General features: G+C 41.8%; 16 protein-coding genes. 6 read left to right on the top strand and 10 right to left on the bottom strand.

From position 1 onward, the window contains the following. Nucleotides 1-34 precede the first annotated feature (34 nt). The 3 genes from M886_RS09625 to M886_RS09615 form a co-directional block, all read right to left on the bottom strand. Nucleotides 35-1,063 carry a phosphatase PAP2 family protein gene (locus M886_RS09625; protein WP_235203915.1) on the bottom strand — a complete coding sequence of 343 codons (1,029 nt, stop codon included), beginning with the start codon at nucleotides 1,061-1,063 and terminating at the stop codon, nucleotides 35-37. A 361-nt stretch (nucleotides 1,064-1,424) separates the two neighbouring features. Beyond that, nucleotides 1,425-2,252 (bottom strand): methylthiol--CoM methyltransferase, encoded by an 828-nt coding sequence (locus tag M886_RS09620; RefSeq protein ID WP_048041112.1) that lies wholly within the window; start codon nucleotides 2,250-2,252, stop codon nucleotides 1,425-1,427. Beyond that, nucleotides 2,249-3,352 carry a methylcobamide--CoM methyltransferase gene (locus M886_RS09615; RefSeq protein WP_048051086.1) on the bottom strand — a complete coding sequence of 368 codons (1,104 nt, stop codon included), beginning with the start codon at nucleotides 3,350-3,352 and terminating at the stop codon, nucleotides 2,249-2,251. Before M886_RS09615 ends, M886_RS09620 begins: the two co-directional genes overlap by 4 nt. An 808-nt stretch (nucleotides 3,353-4,160) precedes the next feature. Between M886_RS09615 and M886_RS09610 the strand changes: the two genes are divergently transcribed. The 3 genes from M886_RS09610 to M886_RS09600 all read left to right on the top strand — a co-directional run bounded on the left by M886_RS09610 (nucleotide 4,161) and on the right by M886_RS09600 (nucleotide 8,092). Beyond that, entirely contained in the window at nucleotides 4,161-5,081 is a 921-nt protein-coding gene (locus M886_RS09610; RefSeq protein WP_048051085.1) for a dienelactone hydrolase family protein, read from the top strand. A 487-nt stretch (nucleotides 5,082-5,568) separates the two neighbouring features. Then, complete coding sequence (locus M886_RS09605) at nucleotides 5,569-6,621, top strand: metal-dependent hydrolase (RefSeq protein ID WP_048051084.1); 1,053 nt, start codon at nucleotides 5,569-5,571, stop codon at nucleotides 6,619-6,621. A 313-nt stretch (nucleotides 6,622-6,934) separates the two neighbouring features. Continuing rightward, nucleotides 6,935-8,092, top strand: coding sequence for a metal-dependent hydrolase (locus tag M886_RS09600; protein ID WP_048045296.1), 1,158 nt, complete (start codon nucleotides 6,935-6,937; stop codon nucleotides 8,090-8,092). A 297-nt stretch (nucleotides 8,093-8,389) separates the two neighbouring features. Here the strand turns inward: M886_RS09600 and M886_RS09595 are convergent, their stop codons facing one another. Both M886_RS09595 and M886_RS19330 read right to left on the bottom strand, forming a co-directional pair. After that, a complete protein-coding gene (locus M886_RS09595; protein WP_048051083.1) occupies nucleotides 8,390-9,013 on the bottom strand; it encodes a superoxide dismutase in 624 nt (207 codons plus the stop codon). 15 nt (nucleotides 9,014-9,028) lie between these two features. Further along, nucleotides 9,029-9,154, bottom strand: a complete 126-nt coding sequence (locus M886_RS19330; RefSeq protein ID WP_259637153.1) for a hypothetical protein — start codon at nucleotides 9,152-9,154, stop codon at nucleotides 9,029-9,031. Between the two features lie 515 nt (nucleotides 9,155-9,669). Between M886_RS19330 and M886_RS09590 the strand changes: the two genes are divergently transcribed. Both M886_RS09590 and M886_RS09585 read left to right on the top strand, forming a co-directional pair. Continuing rightward, nucleotides 9,670-10,728, top strand: a complete 1,059-nt coding sequence (locus tag M886_RS09590) for a metal-dependent hydrolase (RefSeq protein ID WP_048045292.1) — start codon at nucleotides 9,670-9,672, stop codon at nucleotides 10,726-10,728. Between the two features lie 137 nt (nucleotides 10,729-10,865). Next, nucleotides 10,866-14,501, top strand: a complete 3,636-nt coding sequence (locus M886_RS09585; protein WP_048051082.1) for a hypothetical protein — start codon at nucleotides 10,866-10,868, stop codon at nucleotides 14,499-14,501. A gap of 613 nt (nucleotides 14,502-15,114) precedes the next feature. Here the strand turns inward: M886_RS09585 and gyrA are convergent. The 5 genes from gyrA to M886_RS09560 form a co-directional block, all read right to left on the bottom strand. Continuing rightward, nucleotides 15,115-18,117: a DNA gyrase subunit A gene (gene gyrA / locus M886_RS09580; RefSeq protein WP_053228883.1), complete on the bottom strand. Its 3,003-nt coding sequence runs from the start codon at nucleotides 18,115-18,117 to the stop codon at nucleotides 15,115-15,117. A gap of 11 nt (nucleotides 18,118-18,128) precedes the next feature. After that, entirely contained in the window at nucleotides 18,129-20,033 is a 1,905-nt protein-coding gene (gene gyrB / locus M886_RS09575; protein ID WP_015412533.1) for a DNA topoisomerase (ATP-hydrolyzing) subunit B, read from the bottom strand. Nucleotides 20,034-20,993: 960 nt separating this feature from the next. Then, entirely contained in the window at nucleotides 20,994-22,103 is a 1,110-nt protein-coding gene (locus M886_RS09570; RefSeq protein WP_048038739.1) for a DNA topoisomerase IV subunit A, read from the bottom strand. Between the two features lies 1 nt (nucleotide 22,104). After that, nucleotides 22,105-23,970, bottom strand: coding sequence for a DNA topoisomerase VI subunit B (locus M886_RS09565; protein WP_048051081.1), 1,866 nt, complete (start codon nucleotides 23,968-23,970; stop codon nucleotides 22,105-22,107). Between the two features lie 499 nt (nucleotides 23,971-24,469). Further along, nucleotides 24,470-24,682, bottom strand: a complete 213-nt coding sequence (locus M886_RS09560; RefSeq protein ID WP_011034340.1) for an Lrp/AsnC ligand binding domain-containing protein — start codon at nucleotides 24,680-24,682, stop codon at nucleotides 24,470-24,472. Nucleotides 24,683-24,994: 312 nt separating this feature from the next. Between M886_RS09560 and M886_RS09555 the strand changes: the two genes are divergently transcribed. Beyond that, entirely contained in the window at nucleotides 24,995-25,240 is a 246-nt protein-coding gene (locus M886_RS09555; RefSeq protein WP_048039798.1) for a hypothetical protein, read from the top strand. Nucleotides 25,241-26,352: the final 1,112 nt, after the last annotated feature.

Here is a 26,352-nt window from a genome sequence, read left to right as displayed (position 1 = left end):
TGGGCTTTATCCTCGACCCCCTTATATCTTTTCTTTACTCAATCTGCTCCGTGGAGGCTATATTATACAGGCCCAGCTTTATACAGATACTGACAGAAATCCAGATGGTAAATGCAGGGATAAAAGATTTTAAAAATTCAATAAGTGTACCATCAGTGTAACCTGCAATGCCGATAATACTAAACCCCGTGTCAAGAACGAGAGCTGAGAACCCGAACATCATCAGTGTAATAAATACCCTGAGAGCTCTCTGCCACGTACTTCCTTCATCTTCCGGGAGCCCCTTTCTGATTATAAGAAGATATGCCGTGTTTGTCCCAAGGAAAAAACCCGCTACTTCCCCGCTTATAAGCGACAGAGATACGAAAACTACAGGGACGGCAAACATAGCCGAATAAAAAAAGAGGTTCTTTTGCCTGAAAGCGAGTTTAAAATTCTCTTTTTCAAAAAAGTCGTCCTTGAGTGGGCTTTTTAAGAAGTACGTGAAGACAACCAGAAGAATTAAACCCAGGGCAGCCCCGCCAATCACGTCCCCTAAAAAATGCCTTCCCAGGTACATCCTTGAAAAAGCCATGAGCAGCACCACCATGGGAGCCAGTCTTCCAGCTGTCCTGCTATTGAAGACACGGGAAGCTCCTCCCCAGAGGGCAGTGGTAAGTGCAACATGCCCTGAAGGAAAACCGAAAGGAGAATCAGGAAATACTTTCTGGAGGCGAAATGACTCCAGAATCTCCCTGTCCGGAAGATTAAAAAAGCCTGATTCGCCGTTTCCATTAAAAGGAGATGTATTTTCTATCCCATCTTCCAGGTTAAGTACCCGGCTGTCCACAAAATCCGGCCTCGGGAAGGCAATCAGTGCTTTAATGGTCTCAGTTAAAAGAGCAGACCAGAGCAGCAGCTGAAACAGAAGAAAACCCTTTTTAAAATCAATCCCGAGGGTGCCGATGATTATTATGCCTGCAAAAAAAGCGGAAGACCCCATTGAAGTTATTATAATCATGAGAAAAGTGAACCATTCGGTCCCAAGGGACTGGAGGTAAAGTATAGGCTCGGTCTGGAACAAGAAAATAACTCCTGATTTAATATTTCTCGGAAGAAATCTATCCGACTTTACCAAAAAGCCGGGAACCTGTAAAAAGTTTGTGCTGACAATATAATATTTAGCATATAAAAAGATTGGACTGATCAATCTTCCGATTGAAAAAGTGGATAAATCGAAAAAATAAAGAACTGAAAAAAGAAAAAAGGAAAGGAAAGAAAATCAAAAAACGCACATGATATTCTTCGAATAACATGCCCAAAAAATGAAAGTATCTGGAAGTACTTTCATGCCAAAATAAAAATGAAGGAGTAAAAATAAGGATAGGAAAAGGAAAAAAGAAAAAGGAAAAAAGAAAAAACAAGTGAAGGAAAAGGAAAGAAAATCAGTGAAGGTCATTGCGGACTTCTTTCCAGCTCTTTCCTGCACAGATATTTTTTGCGATTTTCACTGCGTCAAGCGGGGTTTTTCCATACACGGAGTTACAGAAGGTCTCAACAAAGCGTCTGTCTACGGCAGCCCCTCCACAGGCTACAGGGACATCTTCGGATTCCAGAACCTCTGCAAGAACTTTGAGTCCCTCTTTTGTTGTACTCATGAGGGTTGTTCCCACAACAAGGTCAGCGTTTGCTGCTTTTACGGCTTTGACGGCTGCTTCCACTGTTATGTCGTTTCCGAGGTCAACCACTTCGAAACCGTTTGCCCTGAGGATAGCTGCTACAATGTTCTTGCCTATATCGTGAAGGTCTCCTTCAATAACAAGGGATACCACTTTTCCCTCGTAACGGATCTCTCCGATCCTTTCCTGACAGAGTTTTACCCCTCCTATGAGAGCCTCATTTGCCAGCAGGATCTCAGGCATATAACTCTCTCCGACATCGTAAAGCTCACAAACGGTCTGAATTCCGGGCATAAGGGCATTTAAGACAAGGTCCGTAGGGTCTTTTCCTTTTTCAAGCAGGGCAACTGTGAGTCTCACAGTTTCCTCGCTGTCTCCTTCAATCACTGCCTCTGTTATGGCTGCATAATCGGGGTCTTTCGGCCTGCTCTGCTCCTTAATGTGCCCTGCAGTGTACTCTTCCCGGCTCCTGTCTCCAAGGTCCACTCCGAGGCCGATCATGATCCCTTCATCAATAAGTTTTTTGAATTTCGCAGGTTCTTTTTCTTTCATCTCGAAAATCTTCTGGACTGCGATGTCAATATGCCTGATCATTCCTGCATTCCTCCCAGAACGTTTTCTTTCATGTTTCGCCCGATGCCGATTCCAATCTGCCTGATGAGATCTTCAACGTCATCATATCTCGGGATTGGAGTCTCTTTGCAGGCCCTTACATATGCTCTGAGGTTTTCTAGAGGGGTCCCGTATGAGACACCACATGCAGTCCCTACAATATCTGTCCCCTGCAGGATGCATTCCCGGGTCCTGTTATAGACCTGTTCTGGGGTTCCGTTTGGCATCAGGTCTATGACGTCCAGGCTTCCGAGTATGGACATATCGTTGCCAATTACCTGACGGCAGTACCAGACCGGGACGGTATCAAAGGAGAAGCAGTCGATTCCGCTCTGCTTGATATAAGGCAGCAGTTTACTGGAATCTCCGCAGATATGCAGGATCTGGGGGCAGCTTATTTCCTTTGCCAGTCTTCTGTGGGCAGGGAGTACAAATTCCCGGTATGTTTCCGCAGAAATCAGGCTGCTGGAAGCCGAAGGATCTGCAAGGAAGAGGATATGCGCCCCGTAAGCAGCCTGCAGCTTTCCGTAAGCTACAACAAAATCTGTTGCCGCATCAATGAAGGCATGGGCTTTTTCAGGATCGGTTTTTGTCCACCGGGCCATATTTTCAACGCCTGCTATGTGACCTGCTACCGTAAAGGGGGCAGTCAGTAAGGGGATGATAGGGAGCATCCCGTCGTAACGTTTCCTCAGTTCATCAATTGCTCCAAGAACTACCGGAATCCTTCCGGTTTCTTCCAGTTTGTCGGGCCAGGTCACATCTTCAGGGTTCGTATAAGCTGGTCCTGTTACCGGAGGCCTGTCTGGCTTATCCCAGTCAAGTTTACACCCCAGAACTTCAGCTTCAAGAGAGATGTCAAACTGGGGTCGCGCAGCCTCAATGCCACAAACTTCGTAAGAAGCGGCTGCAAGATCTGCCATCATTTTGCTGTCAAAATGGGCTTTTGGCCAGGAAGCATTGCAGATTGCCATTAATTCTGTTGTGGTCTGAGCCAGGGGGTTTGCAGGGGGTACATAATCGACCCTGCCTCCGAGCACTGCTGCCAGAGCTCGGCGGGTTGGAGTCATCTCGCTTACCATATTTTGGGTCTCCTTTTTTAATTCACACTTTTACATAAGATAGAATATTTAATAATATATTAAAGAGAATATATTTTACATTCAGATTACAGATTGGGGGTTTTGTTCTTTGAATGAAAATCGGGCTAAAGGAGTACTGGCCTGCTGCCAGGCAGGAGCCTGAAAAGCTCCGTTTTTGCTAACCCCTTTACCATCTCCTTTTCTATATTATGCAAGAAAATGCAAAATAAAATCGCGATTTTATAAAAGTCCACAGTTTTACTGTTTACTATTATTAGTATGTTTATCAAAATATTTAAACCGGATATATTTTGATAAAGTAGAAAAAATCATATAGATCTAAAATTTACGTTGAAAATTAATCAGTTTGGGAAGTTAAGTTTCAAATCGGCAGGCTTCAAGAGCCCTTTTCCTTATCCCTCCATAATAACATACAACAAACAATTTTACTTGATATCTTCATGTAAGACCTTAAAATGGTTTATCTAATTTTATGCTGAATCAGTTAGACAATGACAGGGATTTCGGTTTTTATCTTTCGGGAATATTTCTCTTTAAAAATTATAACTATTGAGGTATAAATCGTGCATACTTATATTATGACCAATAAAATTGAATGTAATTGCAGAATGGGAAGTGCTGTGTTCCAGGTTCAAAGTAGTTCGGAGCATCATGAGAGCGTGACACTTATGACCAATAAAATTGAATGTAATTGCAGAATGGGAAGTGCTGTGTTCCAGGTTCAAAGTAGTTCGGAGCATCATGAGAGCGTGACACTTTCCGGTAAAAGATTACATGAGGGGGTTATATGAGTCGAACCAGATTACTAATCGTGATTATGCTTCTGTTGAGTTTTTTAAGCGCTTCAGGCTGTACCGGGACTTCTGATACTGATGATGCACCCGGACAACCTGATTCGCCGGAACCTATCCCGGAGGGGCCGGAAGCTAAAGAGGAAGTGGAAAAAGGAACCGGAGGCAATGCCCTTGCTTCTGAGCCTGAGACAGTGAATTATGAAACTGCAGGCCAGATCCAGACCCTAACGGTTAATATCACAGCTGAAGATCAGGAATATCCTGCATATATTTCTGCTCCGGCTGAAGATGGAGAGTATCCGGCTGTAGTGCTGATACATTCATTTAACGGCCTTGAGCAGGGTTATCAGGATATGGCAGACAGGCTGGCAGCAGACGGGTTTGTCGTGGTCGCTCCGCAATGGCAGACCTATTCCCGTTCTCCTTCGGATTCCGGGGTTGAAGCTCTTGTCAGGAGCAGCATCAATTATCTGCAAAGCAGGGATGATGTTGACCCGGAAAAGCTGGGCTTAACAGGTTTTTGTGCAGGCGGCAGGTATACCATGCTTTTTCTGCCCCAGGTGGAGGAATTTAAATCAGGGGTTGCCTGGTACGGTTTTCCTTACTCGGGCGGAACTGAAGTACAGCCTGACGAGCCTGCAAGCATGATTGACCAGCTTGAAGACCCGATGCTTATCATACACGGGACAAGAGACGAGCCAAGTAATATCTCAGAAATTTACAGGTATGCAGGCGAACTGGATGCAGCTGACAAATATTTTGAGCTGAAAGTCTACCAGGGCGAACCTCACGGTTTCATGATTGAAGAAGGAGAACTTTCGGAAAGTTTTGTGGCACAGGACGCGTACGATGAGATGGTTGATTTCTTTAACAGGACGCTGAGCAACCCGGCACCGGGGAATTACTCCCGGTGAGATTTGCCTTTCAGAAGTCTTCCAGAAAGCATAACCCTGAATATGAGGATTGTCTCTGAAACCAGGCAGGAAGATATATCTGAAACCGGGAATGCGGCCATTTTATCAGTAAATTTTATTTTTTTAAAATTTTAATCCGTTCAGTTCTGCAACATTTTACTTTGGCATGAAAGTACTTCCAGATACTTTCATTTGGCATGAAAGTGCTCTCAAGTACTTTCATTTTTTGGGCATGTTATTCGAAGAATATCATGTGTGTTTTTTGGGCATGTTATTCGAAGAATATCATGTGCGTTTTTTTCAGGGAAAACAGAGATATATTTATCACTTTCAAGAAGATTTTTCTTAAAAAATTAATTTTTATCATATAATTATTATAGATTGTTAAATACAACTTTGCAACTCCCAAACACGATTTTTCAAAAAGCAAATATAGCTTTAATTAATATAATTAAATAAAAACGTTTTTTTTCCAGGAACACAGTCCATGGTAAACTCAATATCTCACCTGGGAGTGGGTATTCTTATTGGCCTGGCTCTGGGCCTGAGAGGGAAGAAGCTGAAAATAGTAGCTTTTCTGTCCGTTCTCCCTGATCTGGATGTTATTCCATACTCGGTATTTATTTCTGTTAGCAATAGCCTTACCCATGACATAAGAACCCAGTTTTTTTATCTTTTTGGCCACAGGGAGTTCATGCATTCAATTCTTTTTATCGCCCTGGTTACATTTTTAATCTGGATTAAGACAAGAGACCCGATATTTACCTTTGGAGGGTTTCAGTCCATTTCATCCCATGTTTACCTGGATTATATAACGACCTGGAAAATGAGACCCTTCTATCCGTTCAGTACAGACGCATCCATAATTGGAGCTGTCTATTTTTATGACCCATTCATAAATCTTCTTCCGGTACTGCCCCTCTTAATCATGGTTGTGATAGGTTTAAAGCAAAGAGGAATGCTGAATGGCAGGTCAAATAACTTTTATAATTTTATTAATAAGATTGATGACAAACTTTATGCCTCCCTGATTCTCGTTTTCCTGCTCTGGCTTGTTTTTATGCCGGTTTCAAAAGCCTTTCTTATCAACCATATATCAGGGACAGAAGAAGCTCAGATAAGTTACCAGAATACCTACCCCGAATCCACAAATAAATTCCTGACTGCATACTCTTATAATTCAACCCATTACAAAATTATGAAGATCAGCTACCTTTCAGGAATCGAAAAGTGCGAGTACATTGAAAAAGTCTCGATAAACGGAAATATCCCTGATGCTCCGACCTATATTGAAAGAGCCAGTAACCTCTACAGTTCCGCTGTCCCCCAGGAAATTGACTATCCGGTTTATGAAGTCTCCAAAGACGGCGGCTTTGTAACCGTGACTCTGAGTGATGCAAGAAACCCTTATGTCGAAAACTGGGCTTATTTTAAATCTGTTTACAGATTTATTTTTAATGAAGAAAATGGAGAATACCAGGTTTATGCGAGTGTCCAGGGGGGAAGTGAAGAAAAACTGGGTGAAAACTGGTTCAGGTAAAACTTTTGGAATAATAATTTAACAGGCAAAACATAATTTAACAGGTCAAATATAATTTAAAAGGTCAAATATAAATTAAAAGGTCAAACTTTTCCTTTCATAATATTTTAGATATTTTCACACTGAGATAGGAATTATCCATTTATTTATATAATATAAAGTAAATACAAGCGGAGAGTTATATGTAAGAATTAAAGGTATCAGACCTTCTCTGCTTGCATTAATTTCCATTAAAATTTTAATACTGGATTCACCAGAATGACAACTATTAAGCGCGTTATAATAGCACGGAATATAAATTCATGGTAGATATATGGTAAACACGTTATCCCATATTGGAATTGGTCTGCTTCTTGCCCACGCCCTCGGTCTTAAGGGGAGGAAAAGGCTTGGCCTTGTCCTTCTCTCCATAGTCCCTGACATCGATTATTTTAGCTATTCGTTATTTACGCTTATCAGCGGCAGCGTAAGCCACGAAGCGAGAAACCAGCTATTTTACCTGCTCGGGCACAGGGAGTTGACACATTCTGTTTTTTTTGCAGTTATTCTTGCAGTTCTTATCTGGATAAAAACCAGAGACAGGACTTATACATTCGGAGGTTTTCTGGCTGTCTTCCTTCACAGCTTCCTGGACTATACAACAAGCGCAAAAATGCGCCCATTTTACCCTTTCAGCTTAAACGAGTCCGCTCTCAGAGCAATCTATCCTTTCGACCCCGTGGTAAATGTCATTCCCCTTCTGCCTCTCTTTATTGTAGCTGCGGAATACATTAAGAGCCGTGGCGTAAGAAAATATAAAAAGAAGCATGCCTGGAATATCAAAGATTTGTATCCGTGGGATTTGAAAATCAGGGGAAAATGGAGTGTTCGGGACAGAGATGTCTGGGACCGGAGATTAAAAAGGCTGAATATTTTCCACAGCTTTGTGAACAGAAACGAAGGCAAATTCTATGCATCTTTCATCATAGTCCTGCTGATATGGACCACAATGTTTCCGGTGGCAAAAATCTTCCTTATAGACCGCATCTCAAGGACCGAAGGTACAGAAATAAGTTACAATGATACCTACCCTATATCTACCGGAAAATTCCTGGCAGCGTATCCCGCCGATGATTCCCGCTATAAACTCCTTGAAATAAGCTACTGGGCAGGAGTAGAAAAGAGCTTTTATGTAGACAGGGTTACCGTTGAAGGAGATGTCCCGGACGCTTCCAGATATGCAGAAAGAGCCGGTAATTTATACAGTAACTCAGTGCCTCAGGCTATCGATTACCCTGTATATTCAGTATCCGAAAAGGACGGCGCGGTAACCGTAATTTTGAGCGATGCAAGAAATCCTTATGTTAAAAAGTGGCCTTATTTCGACACGGTTTACAGGTTTGTGTTTGACAGGGAAAGTAGAGATTACGAGGTGTACGAAAGCCACTACGGTAGACCGGAAAAAAAGCTTGATAAAAATTATTTTGAGTGATTTCGGAAGCTCATGGGCATTACAGGGAATTTTTATTAATAATTTACAGAGAATTTTTATTAATAATTTACAGAGAATTTTTATTAATAATTTACAGAGAATTTTTATTAATAAAAATCAATTCATGTTGTAGTTTCCGGAAAAATAAGAGAAAAATAAAAAGACTGAAACCGAAAATAAAAAAACTGCAACCGGGATCAACGCCTCGCTGGCAATGAAATAAAAAATATTTCCCTGGTTAACCTGTCAGGGAAGTTCCCGGTACTGCAGCCGTACTATTTTATTGAGGATATGGAATTATTCCATTTTCATGCTTTGAAGTTTCTTGAAATACCTGTCGATTTCTTCCCAGTTAATTATATTCCAGAACCCTTCTATGAATTTGCCCCTATCATTCTTGTAGTCAATATAGTAAGCATGTTCCCATACGTCCAGAACCATAAGGATCGGATAATCAGGGACTACGTTCACGTTGTGCTTTTCTATCTGCATTATCCCGAGCCTTTTGGTGTCGTTGCAGTATGTTACTGCTGCCCAGCCCGAACCTTCCACGCCTGACGCAATCTGGGTAAATTCTTTTTTAAACCTTTCAAAGCTTCCGAAATCCTCTTTGATAACGTCAGCCAGGTCGCCGACAGGCTCTTTGCTGGCATTGCTTGCAGGAGTCATCTCCCACCAGAAATAGTCATGAAGGACATGCCCTCCCAGATTAAAAGCCAGAGCTTTTGCAGTTGCCTTATAATCAAAGTCTGTTCCGTCTTTCCTGGCTTTGTCCATCATTTCCATCAGTGAGTTGGTGTTGTTCACATAACCCTGATGGTGCTTGTCATGGTGTATGCGCAGCTGTTCTTCGGAAATGTAAGGTTCGAGGTCTGCATATTCGTATTTTAACGGTGGTAATTTGTATAACTCTTTAGCCATGTTATTCAACCCTCTTTAAAATATCAACTGGCTTGCAAAATGTGATAGGGAACCTCTGCAGGGCTGTATCCGTACTCCAGGCGTATATGCATTGTTGCCTTTATTTCCACGCCTGTGTACGTCCGGCTCCAGAAATCCCATTCTCAAACTCTGCTAACCAATCTTCCCCTTAACTGCTTAACAGAAATCCGTCTTTCAAACCTGTCTGCACGTATCTCCTCAAATACACGTCAAATCGCCGCCAGGCAATTTTATGTGTTAAATACAGATGCGGAGCTTAAATTAAACCAGATGCACGTTTAATGCAGAATATAATTATACATCGAACCTATTTAAAGGTAAAAGATAAAACTTATGTTATATTTTTGTAAAAGCAAACCTGAGAATCCGGCAAACGCTTATAATGCAAAGTATTTGAAAGTAGCATAAATGAAACAAATTGAATAGGAAATAAATTTAACAAGAAGCAGATTGAATAAGAAGCTAATTTAACAAGAAACAAATTGAGTAAGAAACAAATTGAGTAAGAAGCTAATTTAACAAGAAACTAATTTAACAGAAAACGAATTTGCCCGGGAATATAAAAAGTAAAAATAATAGGAAAAATAAAGTAAAGAGTAAGAATAAAAGCAAAAGAAAACTCGGGATAAAAATAAATGGTAAATACACTCTCCCATCTTGGAGTCGGTCTCCTGATCGCTCTTGCTCTAGGATTCAAAGGAAAAAAACGAAATGTTGTAGCATTCCTGTCAATCCTCCCTGACCTCGATTTTATCCCATACACCCTTTTTTTCCTTCTCAGCAGCAGCGTGAGCCACGAGACAAGAACCCATCTCTTTTACCTCCTGGGCCACAGGGAGTTCATGCATTCCATCCTGTTTATCTTTCTTATCACGCTTTTCATCTGGCTCAGGACTAAAGACCGCCTGTTCACAGCCGCGGGGTTTGCAGCCATTCTGTCCCACAGCTACCTTGATTATGCCACAAGCTGGAAAATGCGCCCCCTTTTCCCGTTCAGCACAGAATCATCTATCATGGGAGCAGTCTATTTTTTCGACCCCATTGCAAACTTACTTCCCCTGCTGCCTGTTTTTATTGTGCTTGTGGGATATCAGAAAAACCGTGGCAGATGGAACGGCAAATTCAACAGATTCTGTAATTTCGTAACTAATAACCGGCGCAGCCTTTACAGGACGCTTGCAGTTGTGCTTCTGGTCTGGATTACAGTCCTTCCGGTAGCCAAGTTTTTCCTTGTCAACCAGATTTCCGAAGCCGAAGGAACGAGAATAAGCTACCAGGGGACCTACCCGGTTTCACCCGGAAAATTCCTGGCTGCATACGAATATAACGATACGCATTTCAAGATTATGGAAATCAGCTACCTTTCAGGCATCGAAAGAAGTGATTTTATCGAAAAAATTAACTCAACCGGCAGCGTTCCCGATGCTTCCGCCTATGTCGAAAAAGCAGGAAAGCTCTACAGCACAGCCGTTCCTCAGGAAATCGATTATCCTGTTTATTCGGTTTCCGAAAATGAAGATAATGGTTCGGTAACCGTCCTGCTGAGCGATGCAAGGAATTCTTACGTTGAAAGGTGGGCGTATTTCAGGATGGTTTACAGGTTTGTTTTTGATAAGGAAAGCGGGGAGTATGAAGCTTATGCGAGTGAGCAGGAAGGGAGAGAAAGGAAGCTGGAGGGGAATTATTTTGGATGAGATTGTAAACATTTAAATCGTTATTCAGAATAAGTAATTGTTTTTAAGTCTGTTGCGTAAAATTCTCGGTTTTAGGTTCTTCCAATCTGTCAAATAATTTAACAAAATTTAAAACGAGTTAGTAAATATCGCATTATATGAATAAAGAAGCCTTCCTGCATCAACTGGAATCCTCTGCTGTAAACAAGGACAAAAAATTGTTTGCTAAATCTATTTACGAACTTCCTGCTGATGTAATAGTAGGCTTTACTAAAGAAGAATTTTCACGAATTATTTACATATCTCATCAGTTTAGCTCACAGAAAATGGACAAATTGTCTAATTTTCTTGAAATTAAGGGATTATTCTTTCTGAAAAATGCTTTAAAAGGAATCAATGAGCTCAATAATTGCCTTCTCAGTAAATTCTATTACAGTCTATATGTTTCTATTTCAGAAAATAATATAGAAGATGTCAAACGCGTATTAGTTAAAAATGCCGTTGCTTGCGGCAAACTTGCAGAGATGGGAATTGATAGCAGGGAAAATATTGAAACTGCTATCAGTCTTTGCGGCGATGCTAGGAAAATATTCTCTGAAACAAGCGTAGATTACGCTCTTGCATTGATGAACGAGAGTAATGCAAGAAAAATACTTGCAGAGATGGACATTGATAATAGGGAAAATCTTGAAACTGCTATCAGTCTTTGTGGCGATGCTAAGAAAATATTCTCTAAAACAAGCGTAGATTATGCTTATGCATTGGGGAAAGAGGCTAACGCTAGACAAAGACTTGCTGAAATAGGCATTAACAGCAGGGAAAATTTTGAAACTGCCGTCAGTCTTTATGGAAATTCTCGGCAAATTTTATTCAAAGCAAACGTACCTTACGCTCTTACATTAATGAACGAAGGTAATGCTAGACAAAGACTTGCTGAAATGGGCATTAACAGCAGGGAAAATTTTGAAACTGCTGTCAGTCTTTGCGACAATGCCAAGAAAATTTTGTCCAAAAAAAGTGCAGATTATGCTTTTGTGCTGATAAATGAAGGTAATGCTAGACAAAGACTTGCTGAAATGGGCATTAACAGCAGGGAAAATTTTGAAACTGCTGTCAGTCTTTGCGACAATGCCAAGAAAATTTTGTCCAAAAAAAGTGCAGATTATGCTTTTGTGCTGATAAATGAAGGTAATGCTAGACAAAGACTTGCTGAAATGGGCATTAACAGCAGGGAAAATCTTGAAACTGCTGTAACTCTTTACGGCGATGCCAGAGATATTTTATCCAAAAAAAGCGCAGATTACGCTCTTGCACTGGTAAACGAGAGTAATGCTAGACAAACACTTGCTAAAACGGGCATTGACAGCAGGAAAAATCTTGAAACTGCTGTAACTCTTTGCAGCAATGCTCGGCAAATTTTATCCAAAACAAGCGTAGATTACGCTCGTGCGTTGGTAAACGAGGGTAATACTAGACAAACACTTGCTGAAATGGGAATTGATAGCGAAGAAAATCTCAAAACTGCTGTCAGCCTTTACAGTAATGCTCGGCAAATTTTGTCCAAGAAAAGTGCAGATTATGCTGGTATGTTGATAAATGAAGGTAATGCAAGACGAACACTTGCTGAAATGGGCATTAACATCAAGGAAAATCTTGAAACTGCCATTATTCTTTACAATGATGCTAAAGACATTTTATCCAAAAAAAGTGAATTTTACGCTCGTGCTTTGATAAACGAGGGTAATGCAAGACAAACACTTGCTGAAATGGGCATTGACAGCAGGAAAAATCTTGAAACTGCTATCAGGCTTTGTGTCAATGCTCGGCAAAATTTATCCAAAACAAGCGCAGATTACGCTCTTGCATTGATAAATGAAGGTAATGCTAGACAAACACTTGCTGAAATAGGCATTGACAGCAGGAAAAATCTTGAAACTGCTATCAGGCTTTGTGTCAATGCTCGGCAAAATTTATCCAAAACAAGCGCAGATTACGCTCTTGCATTGATGAACGAGGGTAATGCAAGACAAAAACTTGCAGAAATGGGCATAAACAGCAGAGTAAATATTGGAACTGTTGTCAGTCTTTACAGAAATGCTCGGCAAATATTGTCCAAAACAAGCGCAGATCACGCTCGTGCGTTAGGAAACGAGGGTACTGCTAGACAAAAAATTGCTGAAATGGGAATTGACAGTGAAGAAAATCTCGAAACTGCTGTCCGGCTTTATAGGGATGCACAGGAAATCTTACCAAAAACAAGCGCAGATTACGCTCGCATGTTAATGAATGAGGGTTCTGGAAGACAAATACTTGCGGAAATGAACATAAATAGCAATGATAACTTTGAAAATTCAAAAAAATTATACTTGAAAAGTATTTCAATTCTTGAAGAATTAAGAGATGGCTGGTCATATTCTCTTGCCTTATTGAATTTGAACAGTCTGTTGAAAAACCATTTTTATAAAACAGGAGATAAGAAGCATCTTGAAGAATGGGAGAAAAATCTTGGTGATATTGAAGAAAAGATCAATAATCGAGATATCAGATACAGAGAAATTGTAGTGGCAAGAATTCATGAAATACGTGCCAGTTTACTTGAGTTTGAAGGCAAGTCTGGAATAAATAAGGCATCTCGAGAATATGATAAAGCCTATGAGTTTTCAAGATATCCATTTCATAAATTCATGGATGAATTCTGCCAAGCAAGAAATGGCATCAAGTCTTTTTGTGAACTTGTATCTGATTGGAAAGAAATAGAGAAAGAATACATTTTTCTTGATTATTACGATTACGCTATCTTCGAGTGCCATCTTGAAAATGCCTTGAAAAGTACTGTTAATGAAGAAGATGAGCTGAAACTTGCAGTGGAAAAACTCAAAGAAATCAGAGATAGGACACAAATTAAGATAATTAAAGATAGAGTTTCAGCTTATATCCATCTCTTGCAGGCTCTTGTTGATTGCTTTAATAATGACTCCTATAAAGAAGCGGCAGAAAACGTTAAAGAAGGCTGCAAAATCTTCAGTAAACATGGAGACAAACAGGGGCAGCAAATGTGTGAGATTTTTCACAATGCAGTTGTGAAAAAAAGAGATCCAGATGCATGGCAAGAAATAATTCGAAACAGGGAGTTTTCGTCTAATTTCTATAATTTGCTCTGTGAATACTCAGATCGTAAAAGAGCAGATATGGAATCATATAAGTTGAGCCAAATTTATCAGACTGTCAATCGAACCGAGAAGATAGTGGATCAACTTCAAGAGACTTTGAATCAGGAGTTTGCTGAAATTAAAGATCAAATTATAATTGGATTTAAAGGATCAGATTCGGAATTCAGAGAAATAAAGAAAATGATAATCTCTATTCAGCAAGATTTTGAATATCTAACACAAGTTTCGAGCAAGTTCAGTAACGAGGAAGAAGAAGCCATTAAGATATTCATGGTCAAGATGCTTGAAATGATAAAAAACGGAGACCCAGAAAAACTGAGTCTTTTCCTTGAAGATATTATCAAAAACGAGCATTCCCTTGAAGAAATTATCGAGAAAAGCAAAGCCTCTGAAAGAGAAAAAGCAAACGCAAAGTCTAAACTAGCGGATTTAAAAAAGATGCCAGGGATCTTAAAAGAAAAAATGAAATCCTTCAGTGTAGATGTCACAAAAGAAGTAATAGTGAATTTGACTGCTGGAGAAATTATTACACTGCTTACTCCGGTATTATCAACAGCAACGTTCGGTGTGCCTATACCTTCCAAGGTTGTTGAAATGCTGCTCGAAGTCATGAAAGATTCATGAATTCTAAAAATATCTGCTCTGTGTTTAGTTTTAAAATATTCTGTTTTGTATTTTTCCTAAACTTCGCAGCCTGCTTCGCAGTCGTATGGCTGCCCTGTTTTAAGAAACATCGAAACTCAAACCGGCGACCAAGCCTGTTCAAAAATTTATTAAAAACTCTCCGAAAAAAAGCAGGTCACAGAATAGCAATTACTGAAAAAGAGTAAGCAGCAGTATTCAGTGAATTTAGTTAAAAAGTAAATCAAATGATTAGTATTAAGTAAAATATATTCCAGGTAGTATATATAATTAGAAGCAATATACTAATTATATTCATTGAAGTTGAGATACGGGCATCCGATCTCAACATGAAAATGAGTATGCTAAATAGGAAAACCAGGGGAAGGTAGCTTATAATGAATTATAAGCGGTAACAGAAGTGTCGTTTAATTGGATTTAAACATTAACTATCTTCGCTGCTGCAAAATTGAAAATAATCTGCCTTCCACCTCCCTTCAATACTGAGACAAGAGCCGGGAACCAATCCCCAATAGGTTAATTCCGGCAAAATGGAAGTCGAGTGAAGGAGATAATCCTTCACTCATTTCTGTAATTTAATACTTTTATTCCTCTCTTAATACTCTTCTTCCTTTTCTTCCTCTTCTTCCTCTTCTTCCTCTTCAGCTTCATCCTCTTCTTCGGATTCTGGGTCTTCGGATTCTGAGTCTTCGGATTCTGAGTCTTCGGATTCTGAGTCTTCGAATTCTTCCTCTTCCGGTTCTTCCCCGAACTCGTCTGAGCCTTCGAATTCATCGAGGTCTTCGGATTCGTCTTCTTCGGATTCTGATCCAGGTACCTTTTCTTTTGCTGCTTTTTTAGCAAGGGCGGTCAGTTTCAGCTTTTCGTCTTCTTTTCCGTTTTTGATCCTTGCCATGCCGCCGACTTTGTCTCCGGACTTAATGTTCATAACCCGTACACCCTGGGTGTTTCTGCCCTGGATGGAGATGTCTTTTGCGGGGATCCGGATAATGATTCCTTCTGCACTCGTAAACATGAGTTCATCGTCTTCAGCAACTGATTTGACGTTGGAGACAAATCCGTTCCTGAGGTTTGTGACGATCGTGATCACGCCTTTTCCACCGCGGCGGTGCACAGGGTACTGCGAGTATTCCGTCCTTTTCCCGAAGCCGTTATCGGTGACTGTAAGGAGAGTTGTGGTCTCGTCCACCAGGTCAAGGCTGACCACCTCGTCATCCGATCCTTCAAGGGTCATACCCCGGACTCCTCTTGCAGTCCTGCCCATCGGGCGGACATCTTCTTCTGAGAAGCGGATGGCTTTGCCTTTTTTCGAGACCATCATGATTTCCTGCTTACCGTCGGTAAGGAGGACTTTAACAAGCTCGTCACCTTCGTCCAGGCTGACCGCAATAATGCCTGCTCTTCTCGGGTTCCTGAACTCGGACAGTGGAGTCTTCTTGACCGTCCCTGCCCTTGTTGCCATAAAGAGGTATTTGTCTTCGGCAAATTCTTCAACGGAAATCATGGCATTGACCATTTCGCCTTCCTGAAGCTCAAGCAGGTTGACTATGGCTTTGCCTCTCGACTGGCGGGAGCCCTCGGGGATCTCATAGACCTTCTGCCAGTAGAGCCTGCCCCTGTTTGTGAAGAAAAGGATATAGTTATGGGTTGACGAAATGAAGAGATTTTCAACAAAGTCTTCCTCCTTCATTTCCATGCCGATAATCCCTCTGCCTCCGCGGCGCTGCATGGTATAGGTGTCAAGAGGAATGCGCTTTATGTAGCCGCTGTTTGTGATCGTAACCACAACATCTTCTTCAGGGATAAGGTCTTCATCAGTCACATTTTCCGTATTATGCACAATCCTTGTCCTGCGGATGTCCCCGTATTTATCTTTGAGCTCAAAAAGTTCCGTCCTGATAATTTCGTACTTCAGCTCATCACTTGCCAGGATCTTCTTCAGTTCTTCAATCTGTTTTACGAGAGCCTCAAGTTCATCAAGGATCTTCTGGGTCTCAAGGCCGGTAAGCCTCTGGAGGCGCATCTCAAGGATAGCTTTTGCCTGGACCTCGTCAAGAGCAAAGTTGTCTATTAAGCCCTGCTTTGCCTGATCAGCGTTTGCAGAACCCTTGATAAGGGCAACTACTGCATCTATATTGTCAAGGGCGATCGTTAACCCTTCCAGGATGTGAGCCCTTTCTTCGCTCTTCCTCAGATCATAGAGTGTCCTCTTCTGGATAATTTCCATCCTGTATTCCAGGTAGATCTCGAGAAGCTGTTTCAGGTTCAGCTCTTTGGGCTTTCCGTCAACAAGGGCGAGGTTGATAACACCGAAAGTGGTTGCCATCTGAGTGTGTTTATAAAGCTGGTTCAGGACGACGTTGGGGTTTACACCTCTTGAAAGCTCGACTACAACTCTGATCCCTTCCCTGTCAGACTCATCACGCAGGTCGGAAATTCCGTTAATCACCTTTTCCCTTACAAGCTGGGCGATGTTTTCAATCAACTTTGCCTTGTTTACCTGGTAAGGGAGTTCGGTTACGATAATCTGCTGCCTGTCTTTTTTAAGCTCCTGAATTTCGGCAACTGCCCTCATCCTTATAGGGCCTCTGCCTGTCATGTATGCAGACCTTATACCTGCTGTCCCGAGTATGTGTGCGCCTGTGGGGAAGTCAGGACCCTTGATAACGGTCATCAGTTCCGAAATCTGTGTTTCGGGGTTTTCGATAAGCATCAGAATTCCGTCGATAACCTCGCTGATATTGTGAGGAGGCATGTTTGTTGCCATTCCGACGGCAATGCCGGTTGAACCATTTATAAGAAGGTTTGGAAGCCTCGCTGGAAGGACTTCCGGCTCTTTCAGGGACCCGTCATAGTTAGGAGTGAAAGGAACGGTTTCTTTCTCAATATCAACCAGCATCTCCTCCGCGATCCTATCCATACGGACCTCGGTGTAACGCATTGCAGCAGCCGAGTCTCCGTCAATTGACCCGAAGTTACCCTGTCCGTCGATCAGAGGGTACCTGAGAGAGAAGTCCTGGACCATGCGCACAATAGTGTCATAAACTGCAGAATCCCCATGAGGGTGGTACTTACCAAGAACGTCTCCCACAATACGTGCGGATTTTTTGTAAGGCTTGTCGTGAGTGATCCCTGACTCATTCATTGAGAAAAGGATCCTGCGGTGAACAGGCTTTAAGCCGTCACGAGCATCCGGGAGAGCCCTTCCGACAATTACGCTCATCGCATAATTGATGTAAGAGCGTTTCATCTCGTCGTCAATAAGGATGGGAGTAACTCCTGCTCTTACGGGCTCCTCATCTTCAGGCTCTTCAGGACCGGTGTCCATTTCGGTTTCATCTTCTAATTCAGAATCTTCAGTGGTATTCTCTACTGGATCTTCAGTGGTATTCTCAACTGGACCTTCAGTGGTATTCTCTACTGGATCTTCAGTGGTATTCTCAACTGGACCTTCAGTGGTATTCTCTACTGGATCTTCAGTGGTATTCTCTACTGGATCTTCAGTGGTATTCTCTACTGGACTTTCAGGAATAAGAGTTGCCTGGTATGATTTCTTCATTTCTGCTTCTGATTTGTTTTTGTCTTCATTTTCTGCCATTTTTCACCACCTCAGATATCCAGGTCCACAACCTCTTTTGCATGTGTTTCGATGAAATTTCTGCGAGGTTCGACCTCATCTCCCATAAGTATGCGGAAGATTTCGTCAGCTCGGATTGCATCTTCAAGAGTAACCTGCAAAAGGGTCCGGCTCTCAGGGTCCATGGTGGTCTCCCAGAGCTGACCAGGGTTCATTTCTCCAAGACCTTTGTAACGCTGGATGGCAACACCTTTCTCCCCGAGTTCTTTTACCTTATCTGCCAGCTCTTTATCCGAATACGCATAGTAATCCATTTTTCCTTTCTTTATCTTGTAAAGAGGCGGCTGGGCAATGTATACGTACCCTGCATCTATCAGATGCCTCATATAACGGAAGAACAGGGTCAGAAGAAGGGTTCGGATATGAGCGCCGTCCACATCGGCATCGGTCATAATAATGATTTTGTGGTAGCGTGCGTTTTCAAGATCAAAGTCTTCACTTACTCCTGTCCCTATGGCTGTAATGAGTGAAATGACCTCGTTGTTTTTCAGGATCTTTGCAAGCCTGGACTTTTCCACATTAAGGATCTTGCCCCTGAGAGGCAGAATTGCCTGGAAGCTTCGGTCTCTGCCCTGCTTTGCAGAACCGCCTGCAGAGTCTCCTTCAACAATATAGATCTCACATTCTGCAGGGTTCTTATTAGAACAGTCTGCAAGTTTTCCCGGCAGGGTGCTGACCTCAAGTACGCTCTTTCTCCGCGTAAGTTCCCTTGCCTTCTTTGCAGCCTCTCTAGCTCTCTGGGCAAGAAGGGCTTTGTCAAGGATAATATTGGCAACTTTGGGGTTTTCTTCAAAGTACTCTGCAAGCCCGTCAGTTACAAGGGAGTCAACTATCCCTTTGACCTCACTGTTTCCGAGCTTTGTCTTGGTCTGCCCTTCAAACTGGGGCTCCATTAGCTTGACACTGATAATCGCAGTCAGACCTTCCCTTACATCGTCTCCTGTCAGCTTTTCGTCTTCCTTGGAGAGCTTATTGGCCTTTATGTAATCGTTGGCTACCCTTGTAAGGGCAGTCTTAAAACCGATAATATGGGTCCCGCCTTCGTGGGTGTTAATGTTGTTTGCAAAAGAGTACACGTTTTCAGTGTAACCGTTTGTGTACTGCATTGCAATTTCCACTACCATATCATCTCTCTGTCTTTCGAAATAGATCGGTTTTTCATGGAGGGGCTGTTTTTTCTTATTAAGATATTCCACAAACTCAATTATCCCTCCGCTATAGTTGAAAGTCTCTGCCTGACCTTCGGGGCTTCTTAAATCCTTCAGATTGATTATAAGGCCGCGGTTCAGAAAAGCAAGTTCCCTGAGCCTGTTTAACAGGATATCATACTGGAAGTCAGTTGTCTCAAAGATTTTTGTGTCCGGTTTGAAAGTGGTTTTTGTGCCTGTGGTATCCGAAGTTCCTATTTCCCGGACATCGGATTCAGGTTTTCCGCGGATATAACGCTGGAAGTACTTCTTTCCATCTCTGCTTACTTCCACTTCGGTCCATTCCGAAAGGGCATTTACTACCGAGACCCCCACCCCGTGCAGGCCCCCGGAGACCTTGTAAGTATTCTTGTCAAATTTTCCTCCCGCGTGCAAAATCGTCATCACGACCTCAAGTGCCGATTTCTTATGCACCGGGTGCGGATCGATAGGGATACCCCTTCCATTGTCAATTACAGTCACGCTTCCATTGGGATTGATCGTGACATCGATCTCTGAACAGAAGCCTGCAAGAGCTTCATCAATACTGTTGTCTACAACCTCATAGACTAGGTGGTGGAGCCCGCGCCCATCTGTGCTCCCTATATACATGCTCGGGCGTTTTCGGACAGCCTCCAGGCCTTCAAGAACCTGGATGTGCGAAGCGTCATAAACCTGTTTATCACTCATCGTGGTTTATTCTCCATAAAAATCTGGTAAAGTTATTTATTTTAAATATCGTAACATATTATACATTTTTTAAAACTCGCAGGGAAACTCGGTTCGAAATCGAACTTTAGAAATCGTATCAATTCTCGGAGTCTTCACTTTTTATTAGGTTATTTTTATATATAATATTTATCATTCTGCTGTAAACCAGATTCAATATGCGCTCATACATTTTAAGCCTTTAGATCAGCCTTATATTTAGCCTGATTTTTCTGTCCTTAATCCCTCGAAAAAGGTGATTTTCAGTATAATTTTACGCCCAAAAATGCCCTTTTCAAACTAATTCTTCAATATGTTTTTAGTTAAAATAAATATTTGCTGTTTCACAGAGAAAATTTTGCTTATCTTAGAGCAGTCAGGGCATGACTCGCGGCATTTTGGGAGTTACTGGAAGTCTTTTATAGGACAGGTTCAGGATTATTTTCTCTGGACATGTCGATATCTAATAAACTGCTTTCAGGAAAAATAGCCATTAAAATATATACAACGCAGGAAATAAGGAAATGAGCAACTCATGAATACCTTCGCAGATTACCTGCGTAAATAACCTGTGTAAATTACCTGCGCAAATTACCTGTGTAAATTACCTGAATAAATAACACCAATTTACTGGCATGGAGATACCACATTCAGTTATCCGTTTAAACAGGCTGCCTGAAAAGTAGACTGCTGGCAGAGATTCAAAATTTCAACTTACATTTACTGCCAGCAATTTTTAGTTTTAACCGGATTATCAGGGGACCGGTCTTTTATCCATCAGATATCCATCTGTATCCATCAGATATCCATCTGTATCTATCAGATATCCATCTGTATCTATCAGTTATCCGTCAGGTATCTACAGTTACCCTTCAGGTATTCATCGGGTATCCATCAGTTTTGTCATTACTGGTTTACCGTAATTTATTTCAGTATGAGACATCAAATCATGCCCATTTCTTTCAGCCGATTCGGAAGATAAACCTCGGTTACGAAGTCCAGACCTTTTCCTGCAAAAGCCTGCTGTTCAGCCTTCTTACCGATATCGAGCTGGAGCTTAATCTGCTCTTTCCAGTAATCAGACTCAAAGCGGGGGTCGGAAAGTTCACTCCGGAGTGCGTTTACATCCTGCTCCGTGAGCTTGTCGGTTGAAAGTTCGTATTCCACAATATCCGAAGGCTGAAGCCCAAGGAATTTGGCTGCCGGAGTAGCCATGAATTCCGAAAGGTGAGCACTCTTTATGGCTCCGTAAGCAACAGAGGCATAGATCCTGTAAGACCAGGGGTCGCCGTCAGTAAAAACCGCAACAGGTATTCCGAGTTCTTCGTTCATGCGCTTGATTATCCTGCGGGTTGACCGTGCAGGCTGACCTTTCAGGTGGACAAGGATTGCGTTATAAGCCTCATCAAACCCGTTTTCCATTAAACGCGCATACATACCACCGGTTTCTATGGCAATAATCATGCTCGCATCGTGCTTTTGAAACTCTATGTTTTCCACATTGAAAGGGATCTGGTACCCACCTTCTCCCACATCCTTCTGGCAGTGGATATTCCGCTCTCCGCGCTTTGTCTGTTCCGTAATCTCAATCGGCCCGAACATCGTGGCTCCGTCTTCTTCAGGGCGCATATGGAAATACTCTCTCTGGAGGCTGGTCAGGATTTCCAGGTCCTCTATCAGGCGGTCGCTTTCACCCTGTTCTTTGAATTTGGCATAGTCCCAGCCTTCGGAAATATAATAAAGTTCTCGAAGTGTTGAGCCACGGTTACGGGCAAGATGCTCGTTTATAAGAAAATCAGTTGCATATGTAGTCTTCAGGAGCTGGAATGCACCTTTTACGGTTTTTGCGCTTCTTTCGCTTTCCCTGTCTCCGTAGACCCAGACATCGCTCTCGTCGGAATATTCCAGGTTTGCTTTTGTCCGGCTTGGAAGGCTGACACTCGGGACAACCTCCTCTTCAAACTGGTTATAGATCTTTTCTGCAATCTCAAGGAGTTTTTCCCTGGCAAGGGCGTCTCCCTTTCTTGTTTTGCTGCCTTTTTCTCCTTCCATTTCAAACACCCTTGAAAGCTTTTGCCCCGGTTACCAGTTCTTCTTCAATCCCTTCTACAATCAATTGAGGAAGCTTCTGGAGTTCTTCTTCGCTTGCAGATTCTATTTTATAGCTCAGTACTTTGGAAGACCCTGCAGCCGCTGAGATGTCCCAGACATAATCGTAATCATTACCCATGGTCACAACCTTTGGTTCTGGCTTTGCCCCGCTAACTTTACAGGGGAGCATTTCGTGTACCCTGAAAGAATAAGCAGAAGTCCCGAAGTTCTTGACCTTAATTGCCACATCTGCAGTCCCGTCTCCGTTGTTTTTAATTGCCCTGTGCACAAGCAGGTTTCCCATGATCTTTGCAACAACGGGATTTATGTCAGGGACGTCTTTTTCCAGAACATGTGCAACCTTTGCTGCTAATTTCGGAAGAACCTTTGTAATGATGATCTCTTTTTCCCGGCGCTTCTTGAGGTTGCTCTGCTTGCTCAGGTAGTGCTTGAGTTTCCTTGCAACTTCTTTGATTGCAAGGTCGATTTCCTCTTTAATCACAGGAATATCTGCAATCGCGTCCTTTGATTCCGAAGTAAAGGGCACGTTAATGGAAGCAACGTGGATAAGGAGGATAACAGGACCAACAGGAATTCCCCCTCCTGGCTGGTTTAAGCCGTACTGCTTCCACTTAATGTCCTCCACAGCATGCGTGGTCACACAGCCACCCTGCTGGTAAAGTAGAGGCACACGGTTTGCAAAACGCATGATGCTTATTTTTTCTTCTTTCGGAAGGTTGCCCCCGTAAGCCATCCCGACTTCCACCACAAAGGGATTTCCCGAATACACAGCCGGTTTCCTTGTGCTTGTAGCAATGAAATCAACAGTAGTCTCTTTCTCAAGCCCCCGATAAATAAGGTCTTCACCGATAGGAGAAAGACAGTCCGTCGGAGGAGCCATGATCTTTACCTTCTCAAAAGCCTCGATCAGCTTTCTTGCCTCATGGCGGCCCAGTGCATGAGGGTCGATTTCCGGGTCAAGCCCTGCGGCTTTACAGATTTCCTCCGCAGTAAGCAGCCCTATTTTACAAAAAGAGTAACGCAGGAACGGAGCAAGTTTCTGGCGCTCAGTGTAGTGGAGCATTTTCATGAGGGTTCCGAGCTCAATGCCTTCAGGATGGGGCAGGATTTCTTCCGCAGGCTCAGGCATTTTATCCGTAGCCCTTTCAAAAACTTCTTCGTTGCCATCAGGGTCGATAAGAGTTATCCTGGCATGGGGGTTTACAATTGCAGTTGCTTTAAGGTATTCGTAAATGGACTGCCTTCTCCCTTTTACATATGCAGCCCTCATCTCAAGCTCAATCTGCGTCCCATGCGGGCGGAACCAGTCCCTGACCTCGTCTACAAGGATATCAGGTTCATTTGTGCTGGTGTTGATCATGAGCTCATAATAATGTGCAGGAGCAGTCGGGCTGGTTTTTGAGAGAATTTTAGTGTGCCTGCCTGCTGTCATCTGGGCATAGAGGACAGCTGCCGAGATTCCTATCCCCTGCTGCCCCCTGCTCTGTTTGAGGGCATGGAACCTTGAGCCGTAGAGCAGTTTTGCAAAGACTTTGGGGATCTGCTCTCTTACAATTCCCGGACCGTTGTCTTCGATAATAACAGTTACATAGTCCGGTCCTGTCCTCTCGACCTGGACAAGGATATCAGGCAGAATTCCTGCTTCCTCACAGGCATCGAGAGCATTGTCCACTGCTTCTTTTACGGTTGTTATAAGGCTTCGAGGCGCAGAATCAAAACCCAGGATCTGCCTGTTCTTTTCAAAAAATTCTGCTACACTTATCGATTTTTGTTTTTTGGCGAGTTCTTCTGCAATGGGGGTTTCCATGAACTTTTACCTCAGGGCTGAAAAATTGATCCGATGTTTAGAATGAATTTGATATAAAAATAAATCTAATGTTTGAAACAAGTCTAATGTTTGAAACAGGTCTAATGTTTGAAACAAGTCTAATGTTTGAAACAGATGCGGTACTGAATGGATGATAATACTTTTGTGGAGACTATTTTATATCTGGAATATCCGGAATACTTAGAATATTCGGAATACTTAGAATATTCGAAATATATGGAATGTATAGAACTATATAGAACGGTCCTATCCGGAGAGATTTTATATTAATGTTTAAAGCGAAATTTACTGATAAAGCAAGTTAGCAGGCTAAAGCGAAATTTGCTGCCTGAAGCAGGCATTCTTCCTTAATAAAAGTGTGAGGTAATAAATATTTATGCCTGCTAAAAAAGATATCGATTCTTCCAGATCTTTTCCCTTCCAGATCTTTTCCGGAGTAATATTGTACTTTCAATCGTGTTTTCAGACATTGAAAAATTCAGAGTTCCGCACCAATAATTGTCTGGGTTGCGGTTACAGTCTCGCTTTCCCTTATTCTGTCTACCACGGCATTGAGGATGCTCAGGTCTTTAACGTCTATGATGACGACAAAGTCATATTCACCGAAAACATGGTAGACGTCCTTGATTCCTTCAATAGTCTTCAATTCCCTGTATGCTGCTTTTTCATATCCGGGTAGCACGTTTATCATTGATATACCGAAAATGGCATCACAACCTATATTTTATTATGATATTAATGAGTTAGAATGATGGGACAAAAAGAGGTATTATTTTGAAAAGCTTATATGATAAATAGCTCGGAGCAGTTGCAAAGTCAGATAACACAAAAAGAAATTATTCGCATGCTATTAAAGCATTTTGAGAATTTGCAGGTAAAGATCCTGATCAACTCATTATTGAAGCTGAAAAAGAGATTAAACAAGATTTGCTAATGCGTCAAAGATATGTAAAAGATCTTGTGAAATTGGAAGGCACCGAAGAAGAGAAGGAGGAATAAAAGCATGAAAATGTCAATAATTCAAGCACTTGAAAAAATGGCAGAGCTCAACAATTACGAAGAAATTTTAGTGAAAATCAAAGATGATGACGAACCTACACCAATTGATTTAGAAATTGACGATATCCGAAAGTTCGCGGAAGATCCGGATCAGACTTTTGATTTGATGGTCACAGAGTACACGATTCGAGAGCTAGATGAAAATGGAAAAGAAAAGTTAGGAGAACCACTTTATACAGTGGTTAAATAATCCATTCCCTTTTCATTCCTTTTTGTGTTAACGATTCAGGCCTGGTAGCGCAAAGAATGCCTTCTTTTTTGGCATAATCAAGAAGTAAAGACTTTTCCTTAAAGTATAACGTTTTCAAAAAAGAAGTAATAAACGTTTTTAAAGGCGCTAACATACCTTTTTACATACTTTCTTATTTTGAATTTTGTTATTTAATTCTTCTGTAAATTGTAGAGACATTCCCAAACATCGACTTAAAAGGGCTTGTATGTCCTTCTTCAACCTGTAATTATATTATCAAGGACATCGTAGGGCTGGAAGACACGGCGGAGGAAGAATAAGGCTGTGATTCATTATAAGATAAAAATTTGTAACTGAAAAACACACAAAAGAAACAACAGCAGCCGAGTTTAAAGTTACCGTACATCAGGATATGAAATTCCCCAGAGAGGTTAGAAAGCTAAAAGGAGTCAGATAAATGGCTAAAATCGAAGAAACTAACATGAAAGGCGAAATAATCATACATTAGATATGGAAAGAGCATACCGGTGGATATGAGGACGAAGAGCTTACCGGGGAGAAAATTGAGATTTCTTCCGATGGTCAAATAATACTAACTCAATATGATGAATATCTCGTGTTTTCCCCTGGTGGGCATAGTAACATAAAACGAACAACGTATAAAGTAACAGTGGATGAATTGAGAGCTTTCTTCATGTCAAAAGGCATCAAAGGAAGTGATAGAGGAATTCCTTGGAAACCTACAAAAAAATGAATACGATGTTAAATTAATTTCCGTCAATGACGATCTTTTATCTTTTTTCCTTTTTGTATTCGTTCTCTTGTTTCGTTTTTCTCTTTTGTTGGTCCGGATTCCCTCCGGATCCGTGAGGGCATGCAGCAAAATTATATCCTTTTTATGTTTGTAACTCCTATAACCATGGTTATCAATAAGGAGTATCGGCTGCAAGTTATTTATTATTATCCGAGAGCGCGGAGAAAAAGCTGCTAAATCAAATTGCGTGCGGCCACCCCACACTAAACCGACGGCCCGACAATTACCTCCAGTAATAGAGGAATTTCTTCTTTTTTGATTTAAAGGTCTTATTTACTTTCTTTTTTGAACTTCTTAT

Origin of the sequence: Methanosarcina soligelidi (assembly GCF_000744315.1) — an archaeon.
Lineage (GTDB): Archaea > Halobacteriota > Methanosarcinia > Methanosarcinales > Methanosarcinaceae > Methanosarcina > Methanosarcina mazei.
Note: the sequence above shows the minus strand (reverse complement) of the source record. Positions and strands in the feature narration are given on the sequence as shown.

Excerpts from the sequence above, each read along its gene's own strand:
- M886_RS09620 (WP_048041112.1), bottom strand. The coding sequence starts at position 2,252 with ATGATCAGGCATATTGACATCGCAGTCCAGAAGATTTTCGAGATGAAA.
- M886_RS09615 (WP_048051086.1), bottom strand. The coding sequence starts at position 3,352 with ATGGTAAGCGAGATGACTCCAACCCGCCGAGCTCTGGCAGCAGTGCTC.
- M886_RS09610 (WP_048051085.1), top strand. The coding sequence starts at position 4,161 with ATGAGTCGAACCAGATTACTAATCGTGATTATGCTTCTGTTGAGTTTT.
- M886_RS09605 (WP_048051084.1), top strand. The coding sequence starts at position 5,569 with ATGGTAAACTCAATATCTCACCTGGGAGTGGGTATTCTTATTGGCCTG.
- M886_RS09600 (WP_048045296.1), top strand. The coding sequence starts at position 6,935 with ATGGTAAACACGTTATCCCATATTGGAATTGGTCTGCTTCTTGCCCAC.
- M886_RS09595 (WP_048051083.1), bottom strand. The coding sequence starts at position 9,013 with ATGGCTAAAGAGTTATACAAATTACCACCGTTAAAATACGAATATGCA.
- M886_RS19330 (WP_259637153.1), bottom strand. The coding sequence starts at position 9,154 with ATGGGATTTCTGGAGCCGGACGTACACAGGCGTGGAAATAAAGGCAAC.
- M886_RS09590 (WP_048045292.1), top strand. The coding sequence starts at position 9,670 with ATGGTAAATACACTCTCCCATCTTGGAGTCGGTCTCCTGATCGCTCTT.
- M886_RS09585 (WP_048051082.1), top strand. The coding sequence starts at position 10,866 with ATGAATAAAGAAGCCTTCCTGCATCAACTGGAATCCTCTGCTGTAAAC.
- gyrA (WP_053228883.1), bottom strand. The coding sequence starts at position 18,117 with ATGGCAGAAAATGAAGACAAAAACAAATCAGAAGCAGAAATGAAGAAA.
- gyrB (WP_015412533.1), bottom strand. The coding sequence starts at position 20,033 with ATGAGTGATAAACAGGTTTATGACGCTTCGCACATCCAGGTTCTTGAA.
- M886_RS09570 (WP_048038739.1), bottom strand. The coding sequence starts at position 22,103 with ATGGAAGGAGAAAAAGGCAGCAAAACAAGAAAGGGAGACGCCCTTGCC.
- M886_RS09565 (WP_048051081.1), bottom strand. The coding sequence starts at position 23,970 with ATGGAAACCCCCATTGCAGAAGAACTCGCCAAAAAACAAAAATCGATA.
- M886_RS09560 (WP_011034340.1), bottom strand. The coding sequence starts at position 24,682 with ATGATAAACGTGCTACCCGGATATGAAAAAGCAGCATACAGGGAATTG.
- M886_RS09555 (WP_048039798.1), top strand. The coding sequence starts at position 24,995 with ATGAAAATGTCAATAATTCAAGCACTTGAAAAAATGGCAGAGCTCAAC.